The 19,106-nt window shown below is 37.9% G+C and carries 10 protein-coding genes; all 10 read right to left on the bottom strand.

Translation table 11 applies throughout. The annotated features are described in order from the left end of the window. Positions 1–2: 2 nt before the first annotated feature. The 10 genes from ACFJGY_RS09245 to ACFJGY_RS09200 all read right to left on the bottom strand — a co-directional run bounded on the left by ACFJGY_RS09245 (position 3) and on the right by ACFJGY_RS09200 (position 19,106). Positions 3–1,388: an FGGY-family carbohydrate kinase gene (locus ACFJGY_RS09245; protein ID WP_379963160.1), complete on the bottom strand. Its 1,386-nt coding sequence runs from the start codon at positions 1,386–1,388 to the stop codon at positions 3–5. A gap of 239 nt (positions 1,389–1,627) precedes the next feature. After that, a complete protein-coding gene (locus ACFJGY_RS09240; protein WP_379963158.1) occupies positions 1,628–2,905 on the bottom strand; it encodes a TIM barrel protein in 1,278 nt (425 codons plus the stop codon). Positions 2,906–2,988: 83 nt separating this feature from the next. Beyond that, positions 2,989–5,091 (bottom strand): bifunctional aldolase/short-chain dehydrogenase, encoded by a 2,103-nt coding sequence (locus tag ACFJGY_RS09235; protein WP_379963156.1) that lies wholly within the window; start codon positions 5,089–5,091, stop codon positions 2,989–2,991. A gap of 194 nt (positions 5,092–5,285) precedes the next feature. Next, positions 5,286–7,349 carry a RagB/SusD family nutrient uptake outer membrane protein gene (locus ACFJGY_RS09230; RefSeq protein WP_379963154.1) on the bottom strand — a complete coding sequence of 688 codons (2,064 nt, stop codon included), beginning with the start codon at positions 7,347–7,349 and terminating at the stop codon, positions 5,286–5,288. 10 nt (positions 7,350–7,359) lie between these two features. Beyond that, positions 7,360–10,407 carry a SusC/RagA family TonB-linked outer membrane protein gene (locus tag ACFJGY_RS09225; RefSeq protein ID WP_379963152.1) on the bottom strand — a complete coding sequence of 1,016 codons (3,048 nt, stop codon included), beginning with the start codon at positions 10,405–10,407 and terminating at the stop codon, positions 7,360–7,362. 315 nt (positions 10,408–10,722) lie between these two features. Next, a complete protein-coding gene (rhaT, locus tag ACFJGY_RS09220; protein WP_379963150.1) occupies positions 10,723–11,811 on the bottom strand; it encodes an L-rhamnose/proton symporter RhaT in 1,089 nt (362 codons plus the stop codon). A 102-nt stretch (positions 11,812–11,913) separates the two neighbouring features. Continuing rightward, entirely contained in the window at positions 11,914–13,077 is a 1,164-nt protein-coding gene (locus ACFJGY_RS09215; RefSeq protein ID WP_379963148.1) for a glycoside hydrolase family 88 protein, read from the bottom strand. Positions 13,078–13,293: 216 nt separating this feature from the next. Beyond that, on the bottom strand, positions 13,294–15,168 hold the full coding sequence (locus ACFJGY_RS09210) for a rhamnogalacturonan lyase (protein ID WP_379963146.1): 1,875 nt from the start codon (positions 15,166–15,168) through the stop codon (positions 13,294–13,296). A gap of 299 nt (positions 15,169–15,467) precedes the next feature. After that, entirely contained in the window at positions 15,468–16,316 is an 849-nt protein-coding gene (locus ACFJGY_RS09205) for a hypothetical protein (protein ID WP_379963144.1), read from the bottom strand. Between the two features lie 12 nt (positions 16,317–16,328). Then, the gene (locus ACFJGY_RS09200; protein ID WP_379963142.1) at positions 16,329–19,106 is read right to left on the bottom strand and encodes a glycosyl hydrolase; all 2,778 of its coding nucleotides are present in this window, start codon (positions 19,104–19,106) and stop codon (positions 16,329–16,331) included.

Below are 19,106 nucleotides of genomic sequence, written 5' to 3'. Positions count from 1 at the left end.
ATTTATAAGTTAAGAATTAGCGGTTGAAGCACTTTCATCTGATAATGCTGTTGAAGAAATGTTTCGTCAATTTTCTTGTTCGAAATGACCATTGAAGCTCCCAAGGCCGAACCAAGCGGCGAATGCGTTGACATCACATTGTAATGTTGGAAATGATGTGACATTAGTTTCATAAAAACGTCGTTGTCTGTAAATCCGCCATCAATATAAATCGTGTCAATTTCTGAGTTTCCGATGGCATTTTTGATTGTGTGAATCTGCAAATCCATTAATTCTATCATTAATTGATGATACGCTTCTTCAAAGGTTGCGAAAGATTTGAGATCGGTTTCGGTGATCATTTTTCGTTTCAAAATAATGCCTTCAAATCGGAAATAGACCGCTTTGTTTTTCATTAAATTTAAATATAATTCCTGATCAAACTCCACTTCTCGATGTGCGCCATATTCTTTTCCGTAGTAAGCACAAAGTTTTTCGACTTGGATTCGGTATTCATTTCCCATAAAAAATCGGGAAGCTTTTACACGTTTTCCATCGATTCGCATGTAATTCAGGCAGTTGTTTTCGATATCTTCGTCTGTTAAACTTTCATCATTAAAAGGATTCAGAGAGATACTCCAAGTTCCTGTTGATAATAATAAAAACGGATTTTTCTTGCTTAAAATATAGGGCAATAATGCCGAAGAACTGTCATGAATTCCGACACCGATTTTAATTTTTTTGTTTCTGTAAGACGTATTGATACTCGCAGAAGTTGGTACGATTGGCGGCATCAGAATATCGATTTCTTCCTCATAAACCCAATCGTGGTAATCGCCTTTGTCGTAATCCCACAAATTGGTGTGACAGCCGATTGACGTAAATTCCGAAACACAAATTCCGGTAAATAAATACGATAAATATTGAGGTAAATGAAGACTGTAACGGATTTTACTAAAAACTTCCGGATGTTTATATTTCAACCAGAATAATTGCAGACCTGAGTTCAACATCCCTGCTTGAGGCGATGCTGTTTCTCGGGCAATTTTCAGTTTATCGCCGTGTTTTTCGTAGAACAGATCGAGGATATCTTCATCGATTGGTTTGGTGTAATTGTATAAAGGTGTCAGGACATTTCCCTTGTGATCCAAGTGTACGAAACTAGCCCCGTACGTAGAAAAATTAATTGCTTTTACATCGAAATTTTCATCATCAAGGATCGCATTGAAATTATCTTTGATCCAGTTCTGAAGTGCCGCAAGATCTTCTGTCGGATAACCGTCTTCGTCCGTTGTGAGCGGTAATTCTGTGTATTCCCTTACGACTTCCTTGTAATTTTTATCAAATAAAAAAAACTTTTTGTTGGTTTTTCCAATATCAAATACGATGGTTACCTTTTTTTTGGACATTCTTGCAATAAGTTAATTAGTGATGAAAGAATAAGATTTTTCAGATTCGAAATTAAAATTATTCTGTCAAATTGATGATCATTTAAAGGAGTGTTTAGATATTAAGAAAATCATTACTTCTTACCTTATTGAAACTTAATGCTCTAAACACTTTACCTTAAATGAAAAAAAATTGAGTGGTTTATAATAAAACTTCCAGATTGCATGAAAGTTATCATTATCAAAATTAAAATCGGACTTTATAATCCGGTTGCTTTGGCCCAGCCTCTTTCGGAAATCAAAGTTTCTCTTACTTTAAGATTTCTGTAAGCTGCGATTGGGTCTAATGCTGCGCCGGACTGCAATCTAGCAGCCTGCAACAATGGACGAACATCTGTTCTGTACGCATTTTGTAAAATATCCTGCGCTGCTACAACATCATTATTTAATTGTGCAGTTTTCAATGCTTTCTGATCAACCAAAAGTGCCTGAGCATAAGCGATTAAAATAGCTTCCAACGATTGCAACAGATCTTCCAACGGATCTTTGATGTTGTGACTTGCGTCGATCATCCAAGCTGGATAAGGATTGTTTTTGTTATTTTCAATTCCGTACACCAATTCGTTGAAAATCAAGAATAAAGCATAAGGTTTGATAGAACCAACCGTCAAATCATCATCGCCATATTTACTGTCATTGAAGTGGAAACCACCTAATTTTCCTTTGTACATCAATGTTGCAACGATCTGCTCGATATTCGTATTTGGTAAATGGTGACCAAGATCAACTAATGTGAAAGCTCTTTCGCCACAAGCGTTTGCCAGCATAAAAGAAGTTCCCCAATCCTGGATTGTTGTTGAGTAGAAATTCGGTTCGTAAGGTTTGTACTCGATGAACAATTTCCAGTCTTCCGGCATATCTGCGTAGATTTCTTTCAAACTTTTTTCAGTGTTTGATAAAGCGGTTTGGAAATTCAATTGTCCAGGGAAACTTGCGCCGTCAGCCAACCAGACGGTCAAACTTTTGGAGTCTAATTCTTTTCCGATTCTGATTACTTCCTTGTTATGTTCAACAGCGTAAGCTCTGGAATCTTCATTAACTGAATTCAGAGAACCGAATTTATATGATTGTTTTGCGCCAGGCTGATCCTGAAAAGTATTGGAATTCATCGCGTCAAAAACAAGTCCGTGAGATTTTGCACTTTCTTTCAAAGCACTTACATCACTCGGAATATCCCAGGGAATGTGAAGAGAAACCGCTCCTGCAGAGTGCGTCAAAGCGTGAAGCAAGCCTACGTCATCTAATTTCTGTTCCAAAACAGCAGGTTCACCTCCGTAAGAAAATCTTCCGAATCTCGTTCCACCTGCGCCTAAAGCCCAGCTTGGAATTGCTACCTGGAAATCGGCAATTTTGTTGACGATCTCAGAAACATTTGCGCCTGATTTTGTCAGTTTATTTTGCAGAAAATCGAAATCTGTGTTAAAGTTTTCAACGCCTGCTGTGTTGTACTGATCAATAATATCTTTTCCTATTATCATTATATCTTAAAATTTTAAAATTGAAAGCTTACCTAAAGCAAGCCTTCAATTTATTAAAATAAAAACCTTCTAAAAAATTAAATTTATCTTGGGAAAGCATTTGCCATTCCGCCATCTACGTTGATGATATTTCCTGTTGTTTTGTCCAGGATTGCAACACAAGCGAAAACGCCGTTTGCAATATCTTCAGGAAGAATAATTTCGTTTAATAAATTTCTTTTGGCGTAAAATGCCGGTAATTCTTCTACAGAAATTCCGTTTGCTTTTGCACGGCCTTCTGCCCAGGAACCTTCCCAGATTTTACTTCCAACGATCACGCCGTCTGGATTCACCACATTAACTCTGATTTTATCAGCTGCCAATTCTGCCGCCAATAATCTTGTCATATGCTGTTGCGCTGCTTTTGCAGTTCCGTAAGCTACGTTGTTTGGACCTGCAACCAAGCCATTTTTACTGGCAATGTTGACGATATCTCCTCCTAAATTTTGCTTTTTCATGATTTCAGTTCCGTTCTTTGCAATGAGAAACTGACCTTTAACCAAAACATTTTCAAGAAGATCCCAATCTTTTGTGGTCGTATCTTCCAAAGATTTAGAAATTGCTAAACCTGCTGAGTGAACCAAGATATCAACACCTCCGAAAGCTAAAACAGTTTCTTTGAAAGCATCTGCAATATCCTCTTCATTCGTCACATCACACTGAACCGCGATTGCCTGATCTTTGCTGTATTTCGCCGTAACAGCTTCCGCAGCTTCGTGATTAAGGTCTGTGAAAACAACTACTGCGCCTTCAGCCACCATTTTGTCAGCGATTGCCTGTCCTATTCCACCGCCAGCTCCTGTAACGATCGCAATTTTTCTGGACAATGGCTTTTCTTTCGGCATTCTTTGAAGTTTTGCTTCTTCTAATAGCCAATATTCGATGTCGAAAGCTTCCTGTCTTGGTAAAGATGTGTATTGAGAAATAGCTTCTGCGCCACGCATTACGTTGATTGCATTGACATAAAATTCGTTGGCAACACGAGTCGTCTGCTTATCTTTTGAGAAACTGAACATTCCAACACCTGGATAAATGATGATCACCGGATTTGGGTCACGCATTGCAGGACTGTTTGGATGCTTGCAAGTTTCGTAATATGCTTTGTATTCTTGTCTGTATTGTTCGAAAAGTGGGTTTAATTTTTCAAGAACAGCTTTAGAATCTGTCAGATCTTCGTCCGGTGAAAGCGTCAGAATTAATGGCTGAATTTTCGTTCTTAGAAAGTGATCCGGGCAAGAAGTTCCCATTGGAGCCAAACGCTCCAGATCGTTACTGTTGATATATTCCAAAACAACTTCGCTGTCTGTAAAATGACCCACCATTCTGTTTTCAGAAGAAGCCAGGCCACGTAATAACGGCATGATTTGAGCTGCTTTATCTTTACGATCATCAGACGGAAGAGATTCGATTTTCTGACCGCCGAAAACCTGTCCGTTTTCTTCTATTTTCTTAGCGATATATTCAGAAGCCATTTCTATCACTTCCAAACTATTGATATAACATTCGTAAGAAGTATCACCCCAAGTGAAAAGTCCGTGACTCCCTAAGATGATTCCTCTGATTCCTGGATTGTCAGCTAAACATTTTTCCAATTGTAAACCTAGATCGAAACCAGGACGCTGCCAAGGCACCCAACCCATTGTGTCACCCCAGATTTCTTTTGTGATTGCTTCGCTGTCTTTAGCTGCTGCGACTGCAATCAAAGCATCCGGATGAAGGTGATCGATGTGTTTGAAAGGCAACAATCCGTGAAGTGGCGTATCAATAGAAGGTGCTTTGCTTTCCAGATCAAAAATACAATGATCGAATAAGCCAACCATTCTGTCTTCGTCAGCCAAACCTCCATAAACATTTTTCAGGTTTCTAAGTCTTTCTGTATATAAACCTGCGATTCCTTTTCTTGTCAAAGTTCCGATGTCACCACCTGAACCTTTTACCCACATCACTTCTACTTCTTCATTTGTTAATGGATCTTTTTCAATAGTTTTACAGCTGGTGTTGCCTCCACCGTAGTTTGTAATTCTAAGATCAGCTCCTAATATGTTTGAACGGTACAAGAATAAAGCCACCTGATCGTCTCCGAAAGAGGCCGCTTTTTCTTCGTCCCATAAATAATCTACGTATTTGAATGTTTTTACGTTTTCCATTTTTTTATTTTCTTAATTTTTTATCAAAATTAGATTGTTATATTTTTTTCAGCATCCCGTACTATACTGATAAACACTTAATTTAAAATTAAATTAACATTGATTGATATTAAAACTCAACATATTTTTTACAAAAGTTGTATCAAATATGTTGAGTTTGATTGAAAAATTTATTTAATTAAATGCTCATTAAATTAATATCCAGGAAGTTGACTTAGATTAGGATTATCAACCAATGGATGACCTGCTGAGGCAGAGGCAAAAGGAAGCAACTCTGTTTTATTTGGTACAAATCCGTAGAAAAGACCATCGCCGTTACCTTCTATCCAATCAGGATATTTCCCTCCATTTTCAGAAGATGCGGTTGGTTTGGTATAAATAATTGCACCAATCTGAAGTTGATTAAATCCTCCTACAAATCCTGCAGCTTTTCTTGCATTCCCATTAAAAGTGCTTGTATAAGCCTGGAACATATTGGTTGGATAGAATTTGTCATCAGCTGCAACCGTCATTCCGTTTGCTGTTGCAATGCCTCTCAAAGTTGTCTGATAGGCAGCATAACCACTTGAAGCTGTAGGAACAGCCTGTACTGCAGCAATCTGAGCAGGGTTTGTTAGATCAACATAAGGAACTTGCAAAATCGGATCTCCGTAAACCTGTGAATTTTTCTGCAATTTGTAAAGACGGTAAATTGGTGTAGCAGCGTATGCTCCAGTACGATCGGATAAGTTTTTCATTGCCTGTTTTGTGGCATTGATTTCACTGGCAATACGGTTCATTCTGATCAAATCTGTACGAAGGTTGAATTCTCCTGCGAATTCCCATTTACGCTCCTGAACAATTGCATCATCGAATGCCTGCTGACCTGTTGGTGCTGCAAAGCTACCAATCCCTGCACGTGTTCTTACCTGCATTAAAGCAGCAGTCCCGGCAGCAGTAGGTCCATTGTTCAGGTAATTTTGAGTTTCTGCATACATCAACAAAACATCGGCATATCTGATAATAGGAATGTTAAGATTACGTTGATCTGCTGCCTGTGGTGCAATCCCCCATCCCATTCTGAATTTTCCCGGTAAAATACACGAGTAAGTAGTCCCAGCATTAACCCAAGTATCAGTTGCTGCACCGGTATTTAAGAAATACACGCTGTAAGATGTACAAGAAACATCTCTACGTGTATCACCCGGTCTGAAAGACAAATAATAAGAAGGAAGTATAAACTGCAATGCTTTACGAGAACCATAAGTTCCACCACGTGAACCTTCCATGGCGTAAACTCCAAAAGCAGAATTGGTATTAGGTCCATATTCAGCGATGTGCCAAAGCATCTCAGGATTACTTACTGCAAATTTTCTCTGGCAGAAGTTGAACCACATAGCTTCAAAACCACTTTTCCCACCCTGAGCTTGTACTAAGCTGGCAGTACCGCCAGTAATTACAGCTGCTGCAGCATTGTCTGCAATCTGATAAAGTTCTCTTACTCTCGCAGCATCACTTCTGCGGGACATTGTACCAGGAGTTCCGGTATTTAGATCCCATCTTAGAGAATAACCAGCTGCGTATAAAGCGATTCTTGCCAGCAAAGCATTGCCTGATGATTTTGTCAAACGCTCACCAGTTGTTCCAGTAGCAGGTAAATCATTTACCGTTTCCTGCATATCAGCGATGATACGATCATAAATCCCATCGCGAGGCGAACGTTTTGGATATAAAGTATTAGGGTCATTAGGATCAGCTTCTACCAATGGAATCCAAACGGCAGGAACATCTCCATAAACTCGGATCAGATTATAATAGCAAAATGCACGGAGCGCTTTTACTTCTGCTAGTAAGGCATTACGTCTTGTACTTTCTGGCAGTTTACTTAATCCGCTGATCGCAATATTGGTTCTCTCTATGGAGGCGTACATTACTGAATAGACTCCTGTAAGTGTGTAAGGTGTTTTTGCATCATAGAAATAATTACAAATATTGTATTTGGAATTATTGGTCGTACCATCTTCCGCAGAGTGAACCACTGTATCACCAGCCCCTAACTGATAGTACATCTCTGTTGGAACTATACCTCTGTAGCAGCCCTGAACATAAATGTCTGCAGTATCCAAACTTTGAAATACGGATTCTGTATCGGATGTATTGGTTGAAGGCTGATCAAGAAAATCGTTGCTGCATGAATTAATGCTCAATGAGGCTATAAAAAATGATGGAATTATTACTAAGCTTTTTATAAATGTGTGTTTATTAAATATATTTTTCATGATCTAAATATTAAAAAGTTAAATTGATACCAAGAACATAACTTCTTGAACGTGGATAAGCAGAGCTATCATATCCTGGTGTTACCGATACACCACTGGCAGCTGCAACTTCCGGATCGTAGCCAGAGTAACCTGTAATCGTAGCTAAGTTATTAACTGTAACGTAAATACGAGCATTAGCTACAGAAATATGTTGCAAAAATTCTTTATTCAAACTATATCCAACAGTTAACTGGGCAATTCTAAGATAAGACCCATCTTCTACATAATATGATGATGGATAAGTAATATTAGCAGTATTTGTATTGCTCAAGCTCCAAAGGCTTGAACCTTCATTTGGATTCATTTCTTTTAATCTTACCAAATTATTTGTTGCCTGTCCTGTATTAGGATCAATCAGATGATAATAATTGTTTCCGAATTCTGTAGGTACGTTTTGATACAAAGCGTAAGGGCTCAAACTTTGTTTGGTAGCATTGTAAATATCTCCACCCACGCTGAATTTCATAAACATGGCCAAATCAAAACCTTTGTAAGAAACATTATTACTGATACCTCCAATAAAATCCGGTGTACCGTTTCCTATTTTTACTAATTTTCTTGTAAACTGATCTCCCGCAGCATTATCTGCAGCAAATTTCATATCTCCAGGCTTGGGAGTACCTGTAGCAGGTTTCACAACACCAGGTTTTAAAGTAAGAGTTCCGTTAGCGGCTTGGATAAAGTCATCTGTTGTATAAACCCCTTGATAAACATAACCGTACATATCTCCCAACTGTTCTCCTACAGTGGCATAATAAGTCACCTGCCCTCCTCTATTACTACCTACAGTAAATGTTCTGAAGTCTCTCCCGCTATCAAGAGAAGTTACTTTAGATTTATTAAATCCGATATTTGCATCTGTCGTCCATCTGAAGTTTTCTGATTTTAAATTCACTGTATTAAGTGTGAATTCATAACCTTTATTTGTCATAGTCCCAATATTCTGGTATTGGTTTGAATAACCTGTATGAGCAGGGAGTATGGTTAATAAAAGCATTTTTGTAACATCATTTTTATAATATTCTGATGTTAGTTTTATTCTGTTATTGAAAAAAGCTAAGTCAACTCCAATATTGGTTGCTTTCATAGCTTCCCATTGCAGATCAATATTACCATAAGTTGAACTGGTTACATAAGCAGGGTTGCCTATTGTATTGTTCAAAGGATAGTCTGTAAGCACCACATTTGTTCTCCATAAATTGCTTGGAACATCGTTATTTCCAGTTTCCCCATATTCAACCCGGAATTTCAAATCATTAATAATATTATTAATCTTATGATCTTTCCAAAAGCTTTCTTGAGACACACGCCATGCACCGGCTACGGAAGGAAACGCACCCCATCGGTTATCTGTATAAAACTTAGATGTCCCATCATAACGTATTGTACCGGTCAATAGATAACGATCATCATAGTTATAGTTTACACGTCCAAAATAAGAAAGCATAGTTACAGGAGCCGGCCTGTCTGCGCTTTTATCTCTTACTGTAGCGTTGTCAATTTGATCAAGTCCAAAATTAACAAATGGAGGGAATTTGCTTAGTGAAATACTATTACTTTCGGATGCTCCATATATCGCTTCGGTACCGGCAAGAACAGTAACTTTATGTTTTTCTGCAAAAGTGTTATTATAAGTTACGGTATTGGTAATCTGATAACTATAAGATTCGCTGTTACTTATGCTTCCATTAATACCTGTATTTACAGGATCTGTGAGGTACGATCTGGAGTTCTCATCAGAAAATGCAGTAGATTTGCTGCTATTCCATGTATATTGACCCGAAGTTCTTAATGTGAAATTTTTAAGGAAATCGATCTCGATACCGGCATTGGCAACAAATGAACGTGAACGCTTATTAGATGTAGAGGCATTATTTTCTATATACGGATTTTCTGTATCATAACTGGAATCTAAACTAGAAAAATCGCCATAGGTTTGTGTATTATATAGCTGATCCAATGTAAATTTGGTTCCTCCATTGATTGGCTGAAGAAGTATCTTTTTCATTCCGCCAAACGATCCTCCTCCATTCACAGAATTGGAAGTGAACATTGAACCAAAATCTACTCTTATACCTTTATAAAGTTCAGATTTGATATTGGCACGCAAAGAGTTACGGGTTTCATCATGGTTGGCAAGAATACCTTGCTGCTTATTGTAGTTATAGCTAATGAAGGCTTGAGTTTTCTCAGTCCCCATAGAGATATTAAAATTTTGATTTTGAGTCATCCCTGTACCTCCAAGCACTTTTTCCTGCCAGTCCAATGAAGGAGCGGATGCGTAACGACTGTTGATCCTGTTGAATGCACCTGTATAAAACCCCGGTGAGTCTGTCCCCAAACTGTTATCAAAAACATTGCTCCACTGTGATGCTTTTCCTCCGAGTTGTGCCAGTTCGTATTGGTATTTCACATACTGCTCAGAATTGGAAATCATATCCAGTTTTTTTGAAAGCATATCGAAACTCATAAAAGAGTTATAGTTGATCGTCGTTTTTCCTTTTTTACCGCTTTTGGTTTTGATAACGATAATACCGTTGGATCCACGTGCTCCGTAAATTGCAATAGCAGAAGCTCCTTTCAATACATCAATACTTTCGATGTCATTAGGATTAATGATGTTCAAAGCATTGTCCAGCTGGAAACCATCTACGATATAAAGAGGTTCTGTCCCCTGAGTAATAGAAGCACCACCACGAACGGTTACGTTTGCACCTGCTCCGGGAGCACCGCCAGCAGTTACGATATTAAGTCCTGCTGCTCTTCCCTGTAATGCCTGTAAAGCATTCATTGCAGGTGTTGCTGCAAGATCTTTTGCCGATACCGAAGATACTGATCCTGTAAGATCTGATTTCTTTACAGTTCCGTAACCGATTACGACTACTTCATCGATATCTTTCGTAGCTACTTTTACAGTATCAGTTGCTGTCTTTTGTCCCCAGAGGAAACCTGACGAAAGTAACAGTGCAGGAAACACTATTCTCTTTACATCCTTGTGTTTAATTATTAATGACATATATTAATTTTTATTTAAATTTTATTTACACTAATTTATTATGTCACCAAAGTACATTGATACAAATGTTTGCGCATCCTGCAATATCCTGCATCTTAATTTTTATTAATTATTTATTGATATTCACCTTAAAACCTACAAATTTTATCAAATCCATTAGATAATATTAATTACATTTTGAATTTGTAAAGCAAATTCATATTACTAAATTTTCTTTTCAAAATTCGATTTCTAAAAATTAAAATATTTATCACCAAAAAAAGGCAGCTGATAAAAATCAGTGCCTTAAAAATATTTGAATAAAAAACCTTAAAATTATCGCAAAGAATTTCCGTACCCTACTACCAAAATGGAAATGAACATTACAGCCATCCCTATGGCAATAGTAGATATTGTTCTTTTGGAAACGCCTTTCCATTCTTTGATGATGATACCCCACAAGTTGGCAATCAAAATGATAAACGCCATGTGTAATATCCAAGAGCTGGGACCATTCCCCATTTTGCTTTCTCCCATACCATAAAAGAAAAATTGCAGAAACCACATCGTCCCGGCGAGTGCACAGAAAATAATATTTTTCACTACAGGCACCTCCCTTTTGACATAATCGGTATAAGATTTATTGTTGATTGCCAGATACAGACAGCCAATCAGATTGACCGCCATCCCGCCCCAAAGGACAACAACATACGTCACATTATTCTGAAAAAGGAATTCTCCCTCGCCCGGATTTGCGGCTTTCCATAAGTCATTTGCAACTAATGCCATTGGTTTCCCTACTTCCAGTCCAAAATTAAAACAAGCACTAAGAACACCTGATATAATAGAAACTATCAGCCCTAATCCGAACTTGTATTCCGTTTTCACCTGTGTTCCGTGAGGATCCAATGAATCTGCCTTTAATTCTTTTTCTTTCATCATCCCGGCTTTTCCGCTGATAATAATGCCGACAACACAAATAAGAAGTCCCAATAAAACAAACCGCCCCCAGGTGCTGGAAAGCATCAACCCAATATTATCTTTTCCCATTTGTGGAGAAAATTCATAATAGATTGATGGGACCAATGAACCAAACACCATACAAAGCCCCAAAATAATGCTGCTTCCAAGCGCAACACCCAGATAACGAACGCCTAAACCATAAGTAAAACCGCCTATTCCCCATAAAGCGCCGAACAAAAATGTCAAGCCTAATATGGAAGAACTCTCATTCTGAATGATATCCCAAAAATTAGGAATTGTAAGATATGCAGCAAGAGGCGGAACAATGATCCAGGAGAAAACGCCGCCTATCAGCCAATATGTTTCCCAGGACCAACCTTTTACCTTTTTATATGGCAAGTAAAAACTTCCCGAAGAAAACCCTCCTAAGAAGTGAAAAAATATTCCTAATAATGCATTCATAATTTATCGTATTGCTTGAATCTGAAAATTACTGTTATGTTAACAACTACGCATCTTGTAGTGTCATGCCTGTAAATTTATCTAAGAAAAATAAAATATTCCTTATTTTAATTTATAAACCTCACTCCCCGCAAGTAACAGACAGCCTAAACCGTAATCTTCAAAATCCGGTTCTTTGTCCGCAGCAAGCGGCTGACCATCTTTAGGCTCTTTGCCTGTACCCTGAACCCAGCCCAGAAATCCATTTGGCTGCACAGAATCTTTTGCAATAGCGTTCCAGGCTTTTATAACAATTGGCAAATAAATTTTTCTATCGATCAAGCCTTTATTGATTCCATAAGCCATTCCGTAAACGAAAAGGGCGGTTCCGGTCATTTCTTTTCCTCCGAAATTAGTTGGGTCGTGAAGACTTGCATTCCAGAATCCATCTTCTCTCTGGATTGGAATCAATGCCGATAAAAGATCTTTATAATCCTGCAGATATTCCTGATAATGAGGATCTGACTTAGGCGTATCTTCAAGCGTCCGGACCAAAGCAGCTACAACCCAGCCGTTTCCTCGGCTCCAATAACAATCTTCTCCGTTTGGTTCTGTGTAAGGCGGAACAAAGCTTTTGTCTCTCCACCAAAGCTTGTCTTTGGGATTGTATAAGCCACTTCCTCCGTGCTTATATTTTGTGAAGGCATACATTTCATAATTTCTATCATAATATTTTTGCTCACCAGTGGCTTTACCAAGTTTTGTGAAAAGCGGCATTCCCATTTGCAAGGCATCGATCCACCACCAGTCGTCAACTTTATTGGTTGCCATCATACTGTCTATGGAGGCTTTCACAAATTTGATTCTCTCCGGGTTCTTTCTGCCATCTATTTCATAAAGGTCAAGATAAGTTTGTCCACAAGCCTGGTTGTCTGCATTACGGGTATAAGTGTCGCGCATCATATTCCACTTGTGGTTTTCTGACCAGGATACGGCGTAATCATAGTATTCTTTTTTAGGATCAACTTTGTACAAGGCAATTAATCCTTCATAGTAAACGGCGCGCGTCCACAGATTACTTGGCCATACTTTTTTTCCGACGATTTCCTTCCCTGTATCCGGCCATTTGTTCATAAAATATTGGTTGGCTCGTCTTGAAACTTCCAGAACTTCTTTTTTGTTAGGAAGATAGACCTCTTTTTCTGTCGTTGATTTCTGAACCGAGCACGAGGATAAGACTCCTATCAACAATGCAAAAAGACTATTTTTTATAAAAACTTTTTTCATAATATTTTATTTTTTTATGATTCTAAAATTACTTTCGGATATTTCCACATCTATCCTATTTTAATTATTCTAAAGGTCTCGCTCCTACGGAGCTCCGCTTCTTTTATTAATTATTATCTACAAACATATTGCTCCTACGGAGCACACCGATTTTAATGAAAATTTGTTTGGAATGAGCAAAATTTATTTTAGGAATAGCTTCTAAACCTATTTGTTTCAACGTTTTATTATAGTAATATTCGGTTTTGGAACTTCTTTCACAGATTCATCCAGGTAATAATCCGTGTGCGGAGGCTGATTGTAACCTACATTTTGCCAGACAATACTCAATCGGTATTGCGGATTGTGCATCAAAGTGTATAATCTATGCGTTGTCGGAATGGTCGTGCTGAAGATCCTAAGTTCCTGGTTATCTGCAGTTCTGTACATCACTTCCTCACGCCAATCTCCGAATAAATCGGCGACCAAAGCAGGGTTTTTCTTAGTACCGTTATTGGATTCACATTGGAAAGTTTTCGCATCAAAAATTAAGTTTGATTTTTCATTCTTCCAGTCCCATTTTGATACAGAAGTTCCGTCTAGAATTTCGCTTAAAAAATCGCCGTCCCAATAGATTCCCATATTAACAGACGGGTTTCTGTCGCTGATTTTATTTCCTTTTGCATCGTAAAGACCTTTAACTCCAGCTCCGGCAGCCCAGCATTCGGAACCGTCATAGCGTGGATCGATATTTAAGGACAATCCTCTTCCCGGACCTTGGAATTTGCCTTGTTTGCTATAGATTAAAGATGGTAATTTCCACAATACCTTTCCTGTTTTACCATCGCGGAAATGTGCCCCTGCATCATCAAACCTCTCCTGAATATCAAAGATTTCTAATCCCGGATTTGACGGATCAAGATCACCAACGTGCAAAGCATCACCGTGACCGTAACCTGTGCTATTTAACACTTTCCCATTGTCATCAACCGTCATTGCGCCATAAATAATCTCATCTTTTCCGTCATTATCAACATCAGCAATCGTGAGATTATGATTTCCCTGTCCACGGTATTGCTTATTTTCTTCAGAACTTTCTGTGTCAAAAAGCCATCTCAGACTGAGTTTTTTATCTTTATAATCCCAGGCTGCAATTGCAGTTCTTGTGTAATAACCTCTCGACATAATTACACTTGGTGTTTTACCGTCCAGATAAGCAACAGCACCGAGAAATCTGTCTATGCGGTTTCCTTTTGCATCGCCCCAGGTTTCGGTCATCTGCTCATCGGTTGGAGTCAAACTGCCGGAAAATCTTGGAACCTGATAATTGACAGTATTGATTTCTGCTCCGGTTTCTCCGTTGAATACCGTCAGATATTCGGGACCTGAAAGTATGTAACCTTTTTCATTGACGTAGTTTTTTGTCGGATCTCCAATGAATTTTCCTTTACCATCTTTTGTTCCGTCTGCAGTTTTCATCACGATTTCAGCTTTGCCGTCCTGATCCAGATCGTAAACCAAAAACTGAGTGTAATGTGCTCCTTCGCGGATATTTTTTCCTAAATAAATTTCCCACAGAAACTTCCCGTTCATTTTATAAGCCTGAATAATCGGTTCATCTGTAATACCAGGCTGACTGTTGTCTTTTGATCTTCCGGTTTGATGAAGGATAATTTCGTACTCGCCGTCGCCATCAAGATCTGCAACCGAAGCGTCATTTGGTGTATATCCGGCTGGTGTTTTCAAAGGAATTGAAAAGTAAGGTTTCTGGTTTGCGACATATTGTGCAGAATCAATATCAATAGACTTATCCTGCGTATTGGATTTTACGAAATAGGTGTAATTCTTAGCTTTATCCGCTGTTTTGTCAAGGAAGTTTGTTTCGTTGAGTAACGGTTTTGCATTCAGTTTTTTGGTTGAATTATTTTCGGTTCTGTAAAGATCAAACTGAGTGTTCTGAGCTTCTGTTCCGAGCAGTCGCCAGCTTACAAAAACTCCGGTATCTGCAGGGATAACGACAATTCCTCTTTTCAGATATTCCATCTGTCTTTGTGCAGATAATAATCCTGAAAAAAGAGTTGAAAACAAAATCAGATTAAATTTTATGCTCATAATTCTTTATTGATTTTTAGTAAGTTTCGGCTAAAGCCAATTTCCTGTTGCGATTTGTAAGCGGGCTAAAGCCCGCTCCTATTGATATTTTAAATATTATAAAAATTACAAGTCAAATTTTGAAATCAATTTTTGGAACGTTGAATCTGCAGCCCGACTTGAACGGAAATCCTTTTTTGTGAGGTCTTAGAGTTTTATTTAAACTGAAATCGGCTGCAAAAAAGATTGGGAGTGGAAGGCGGATAAAGCTGCCAAAAAAAAAATTAATAACCTAAGTTCAATCGATTGCACAAACCTTATTATTTAGTTTGCTTCAACAACCATTTCACCCATTCTTCCGTTCCCTGGAAATTGGTAAAATCTGCAGTCAGTTTTTTGCCATCGATATATTCATTATAGCACCAAGGATCGCCCAATGCGAAAACCGTCCCTTTCCCGAATTTTGCAATCGCTCCAATGTTTTTACCTTCCGCTGTCAGAATGGCTTTAGCCGGATCTTTTACATTAATCGAACTCACCTCTTTCATATATAATTTCTGTGCAGAAAAAATTTCATTTCCAGAAGGAACGTTCACCGCGCCTTGTTCAAACTGTCTTCCCTGAACTCTGTTATAACTGTCATCGTTGAAATGAATTCCGAATTCTCCCGCCAATAGGTTGAAATGTTCAAATTCCGAATTGCCGTGATCGTTGCTCAACAAAACCAGAACGCCGCCTTTTTTAACCCAATTCACCAGGTTTTTGATGCTTTTGGAATCGATCAGATTTGCTTTTCCTTCGTAAGCTTCCTTGTCAATATCAGGATCTACAATGATGTAAACATTGGCAGTTTTTAAGTCTTTTTTGGAAGGAGCCGTTTTCAAAGTACTAATTTCTGCGCCTTGCTTTCTGAAAATTTGACCCAATAAAGAAAATCCGCCGTTCGTCGTATCTTCCCAGGTGTAATGCCATGATTCCAGCGCTTTAGTTTCTTTATTTTCTCTTTTTTCGTTGTTGAAAAAATTATCCAGAACAACTTTTGGTTTCACTTGAGAATAGTAAAAACCAGCCGTCAAAAGACAGGCTCCAAATGCGATTTTTGTTAAAAATTTATGCTTACTCATATTTTTCTTATTTTCAGTTTGGTATTCGTGAATCTTCGATTTCATTTTGTTTAAATTTTATTTCGAGTAAGTTACTGGAATTATTTGAATCTGTCCATCCAAGCCTGAAATTTGAACTTTCCATTTGGATGCGTCGAAGGCTTTATAGTCGACGTTTACAAAATTGATTTCGTTGTAATTTCGCCAAATAATCTTGTTCTGATCCATATAACGGATTCTGTTGGCCATCAGATTACAGACTTCAATCTGAATATTATTTTTACCTTTTTTCAAGTATTTTCCAATGTTAATTTCGAACGGAATGCTCCAGACAATTCCGGCTTCCTGACCATTGACAATTATTTTTGCACTTTCGTAGAGTTTGTCAAATTTCAAAAGATAATCGTCTGTATTTTTTTTATTTAAATTCAAAGTAGTTGTGTAAACGCCGGTCCCTGAAAAGCTTTGTGTTGCAGGATCTTCTGAGAAATTCGTCCAGGGTTCCAGTTTTTTTAAAGTCTGGGATTTCGGAAGTTCGGGACCGCCTTCTTTGAAAGACAAATTCCAAGGTTGGTTTAAAATAATCGGCGTGTCTGTTTTCTCAATGTAATTCCATTTTGAAATTGAATTATCTGCATTTTCTGAAACTTTTATAATTAAAGATTCCCCAGATTTCAGTTGAACTCTAACTGAATTATTCTGAGTCTGAGCAAGTCCGAAATCACCGTTTTTAGGATTCATTAAAGTGACTTGTTTTCCGATAAAATTCAGCGGAATATTTTGATTGATTTCCTTGGAAGTATAATTGACAATGTAATAATATTTTCCGCCATCAAAGTTTCTTCGTACGAATTTCAATCCGGTATCGGTCAATTTTTCTCTTTCGATTTTTAATAACTCTAAACCTTTTGCCACATCAGAACTTAAGACAATTTTTCCTTTTCCAACGTTTGCGATTTTTACATTTCCAGCTTGATTTTGAAACAGAATTTGATTCCACAAAGATTTTAATTGATTTCTTCTTTTCTCCACTTCAAAATTTCCGGGAATATCTTTTGGTTCGTTTTGGAAAATAATTGAAGCGCCGTTTTGAGCTAAATCTAGGATGTTTTTTAAAGTAGTTTCTGGCAAATAAGTCAATTCAGGAATAATCAAAACCTGATAAGAAGATGCTTCTTTTGAAACCTGAATTTTCTGATTTTCAGACTTAGATTCGCTAATCATTTTATCCGAAATCATATCCAAAGAATATCCAATTTTACTCAATTCCTTCAGATCTTTGTAAAAAGTTGTCGGTTGCAGCCATTTTTCAACATTATGAACTTTGAAAGCAACATCCTTCCCTTTTGGACTTGACCAAGTGTCATAAATCGGCCAGTAAATTAATAGTTCATTATCCGATTTTCCGCTTTGCAAAACAGATTGCGTACGTTCAATATAAGAATTTAATCCTTCCAAATGTGGCCACAAACTATTTTCAGGAACGAAATTCACCGAGGCATAAAACAGCCAACCCGGAAAAGGAACATCGGCCGGCGTGTAAGTTGTTCCGTGGTAAAAAACGTGATTAATTCCTGACAAAAACACTTGTTCCACTTCGGGTTTTGCCTGAGACCAAGAGGTTTTGAAATGTTCTGTCAGCCAGGTAAAAGTCTCGTTTGAAGTCAATTTTTTGCCTGTAACATTCGCAGCAGACGAAGCAAATTTCAGCATATTAAAATCCGGCATATCCGATTTCTGAATATCTGTGCTGTCTCTCCTCAAGCCCGGAATTTCAAAAACAGAGCTTCCAAAAGTTTCAGATTCAGGAATGTCAACTGCGGCGTATAAATCCAATAAATTTCCTGGTGAACCGTGTGCCTGATTGGTATTTTTTGAGTTCTTAGAATGTGCCCAGTCGGTGAAATCTTTGGTAAAATTATTTAAAATCAATTCGCTCAAAGTTTCTCTGTAATCCGATTTTACTCTTCCAGCAATTTCGCTTTGCTCATCACTAACCAAATATTTGATGTACGGACTTAAATCGTAACCTCGCCTTTTCTTGAATTCACTTAAAAAATCCGGCGTCCAATCTGCGTTATAAACTTCGTAACTGTCATTGAAAAAAGAACGGATTCCGTAGTTTGAATTTCCGAAAGCCTTATCGAAAGTTTTGAGATAATCTTTTGTTGCATCGGGAGAAAAATGGTCTAAAGTATAACCTTCACCACCCGGAGCAGCACGTTTTACTTTTTGCAAAGTCTTACCCACAAAAACTGCGTAAATTGTCCATTTCCCTGTCGCTGGTTTCCAGTTTAAAACACCTTCGCTGTTGACTTTATCCGTTAAAATGAAGGCTTCATTTTTCTCATTGTAAGCGGTTACAATATTAAGTTTTATGGTTTTTAAATTCTTTTGTTTTTCATCTTTCAGAACAATTTTTTCTGAAAAATTTTCACCTGAATCAATAGTGTACGTCTGAACAATCATTTTTGTCGCTGCATCCTGTTCATCAACTTGCGGTCCGCCAATTGGCCAGCCTGTTCCAACCGACATATCAACGCCCATATTCAGGCTTTTTGCTTTGTTTGTGGTGAAATGTAGCATTTTCATCCATTCAGGAGAGAGATAATTGATATATTGATTTTCAAAACCTTTCGCTCCGTAAATCGGAACGATTTCAACGCCTCCAAAACCTGCTTTATTAAGTGTTGTCAACTGTTTATCCAATCCTTTTTCATCAACAGCATTTCCCATCCACCACCAACGTGTCCAAGGTTTTGCGGTTTCAGTAGCTTTTGGCCACGGATTCTGTGCGGAGAGATTTCCAAAGGTAAAACAGATTAAACTTAATTTGACAATATTTTGAATCTTCAT

Origin of the sequence: Epilithonimonas sp. UC225_85 (assembly GCF_042695135.1) — a bacterium.
GTDB lineage: Bacteria > Bacteroidota > Bacteroidia > Flavobacteriales > Weeksellaceae > Epilithonimonas.
This window is presented reverse-complemented; position numbering and strand designations above follow the sequence as displayed.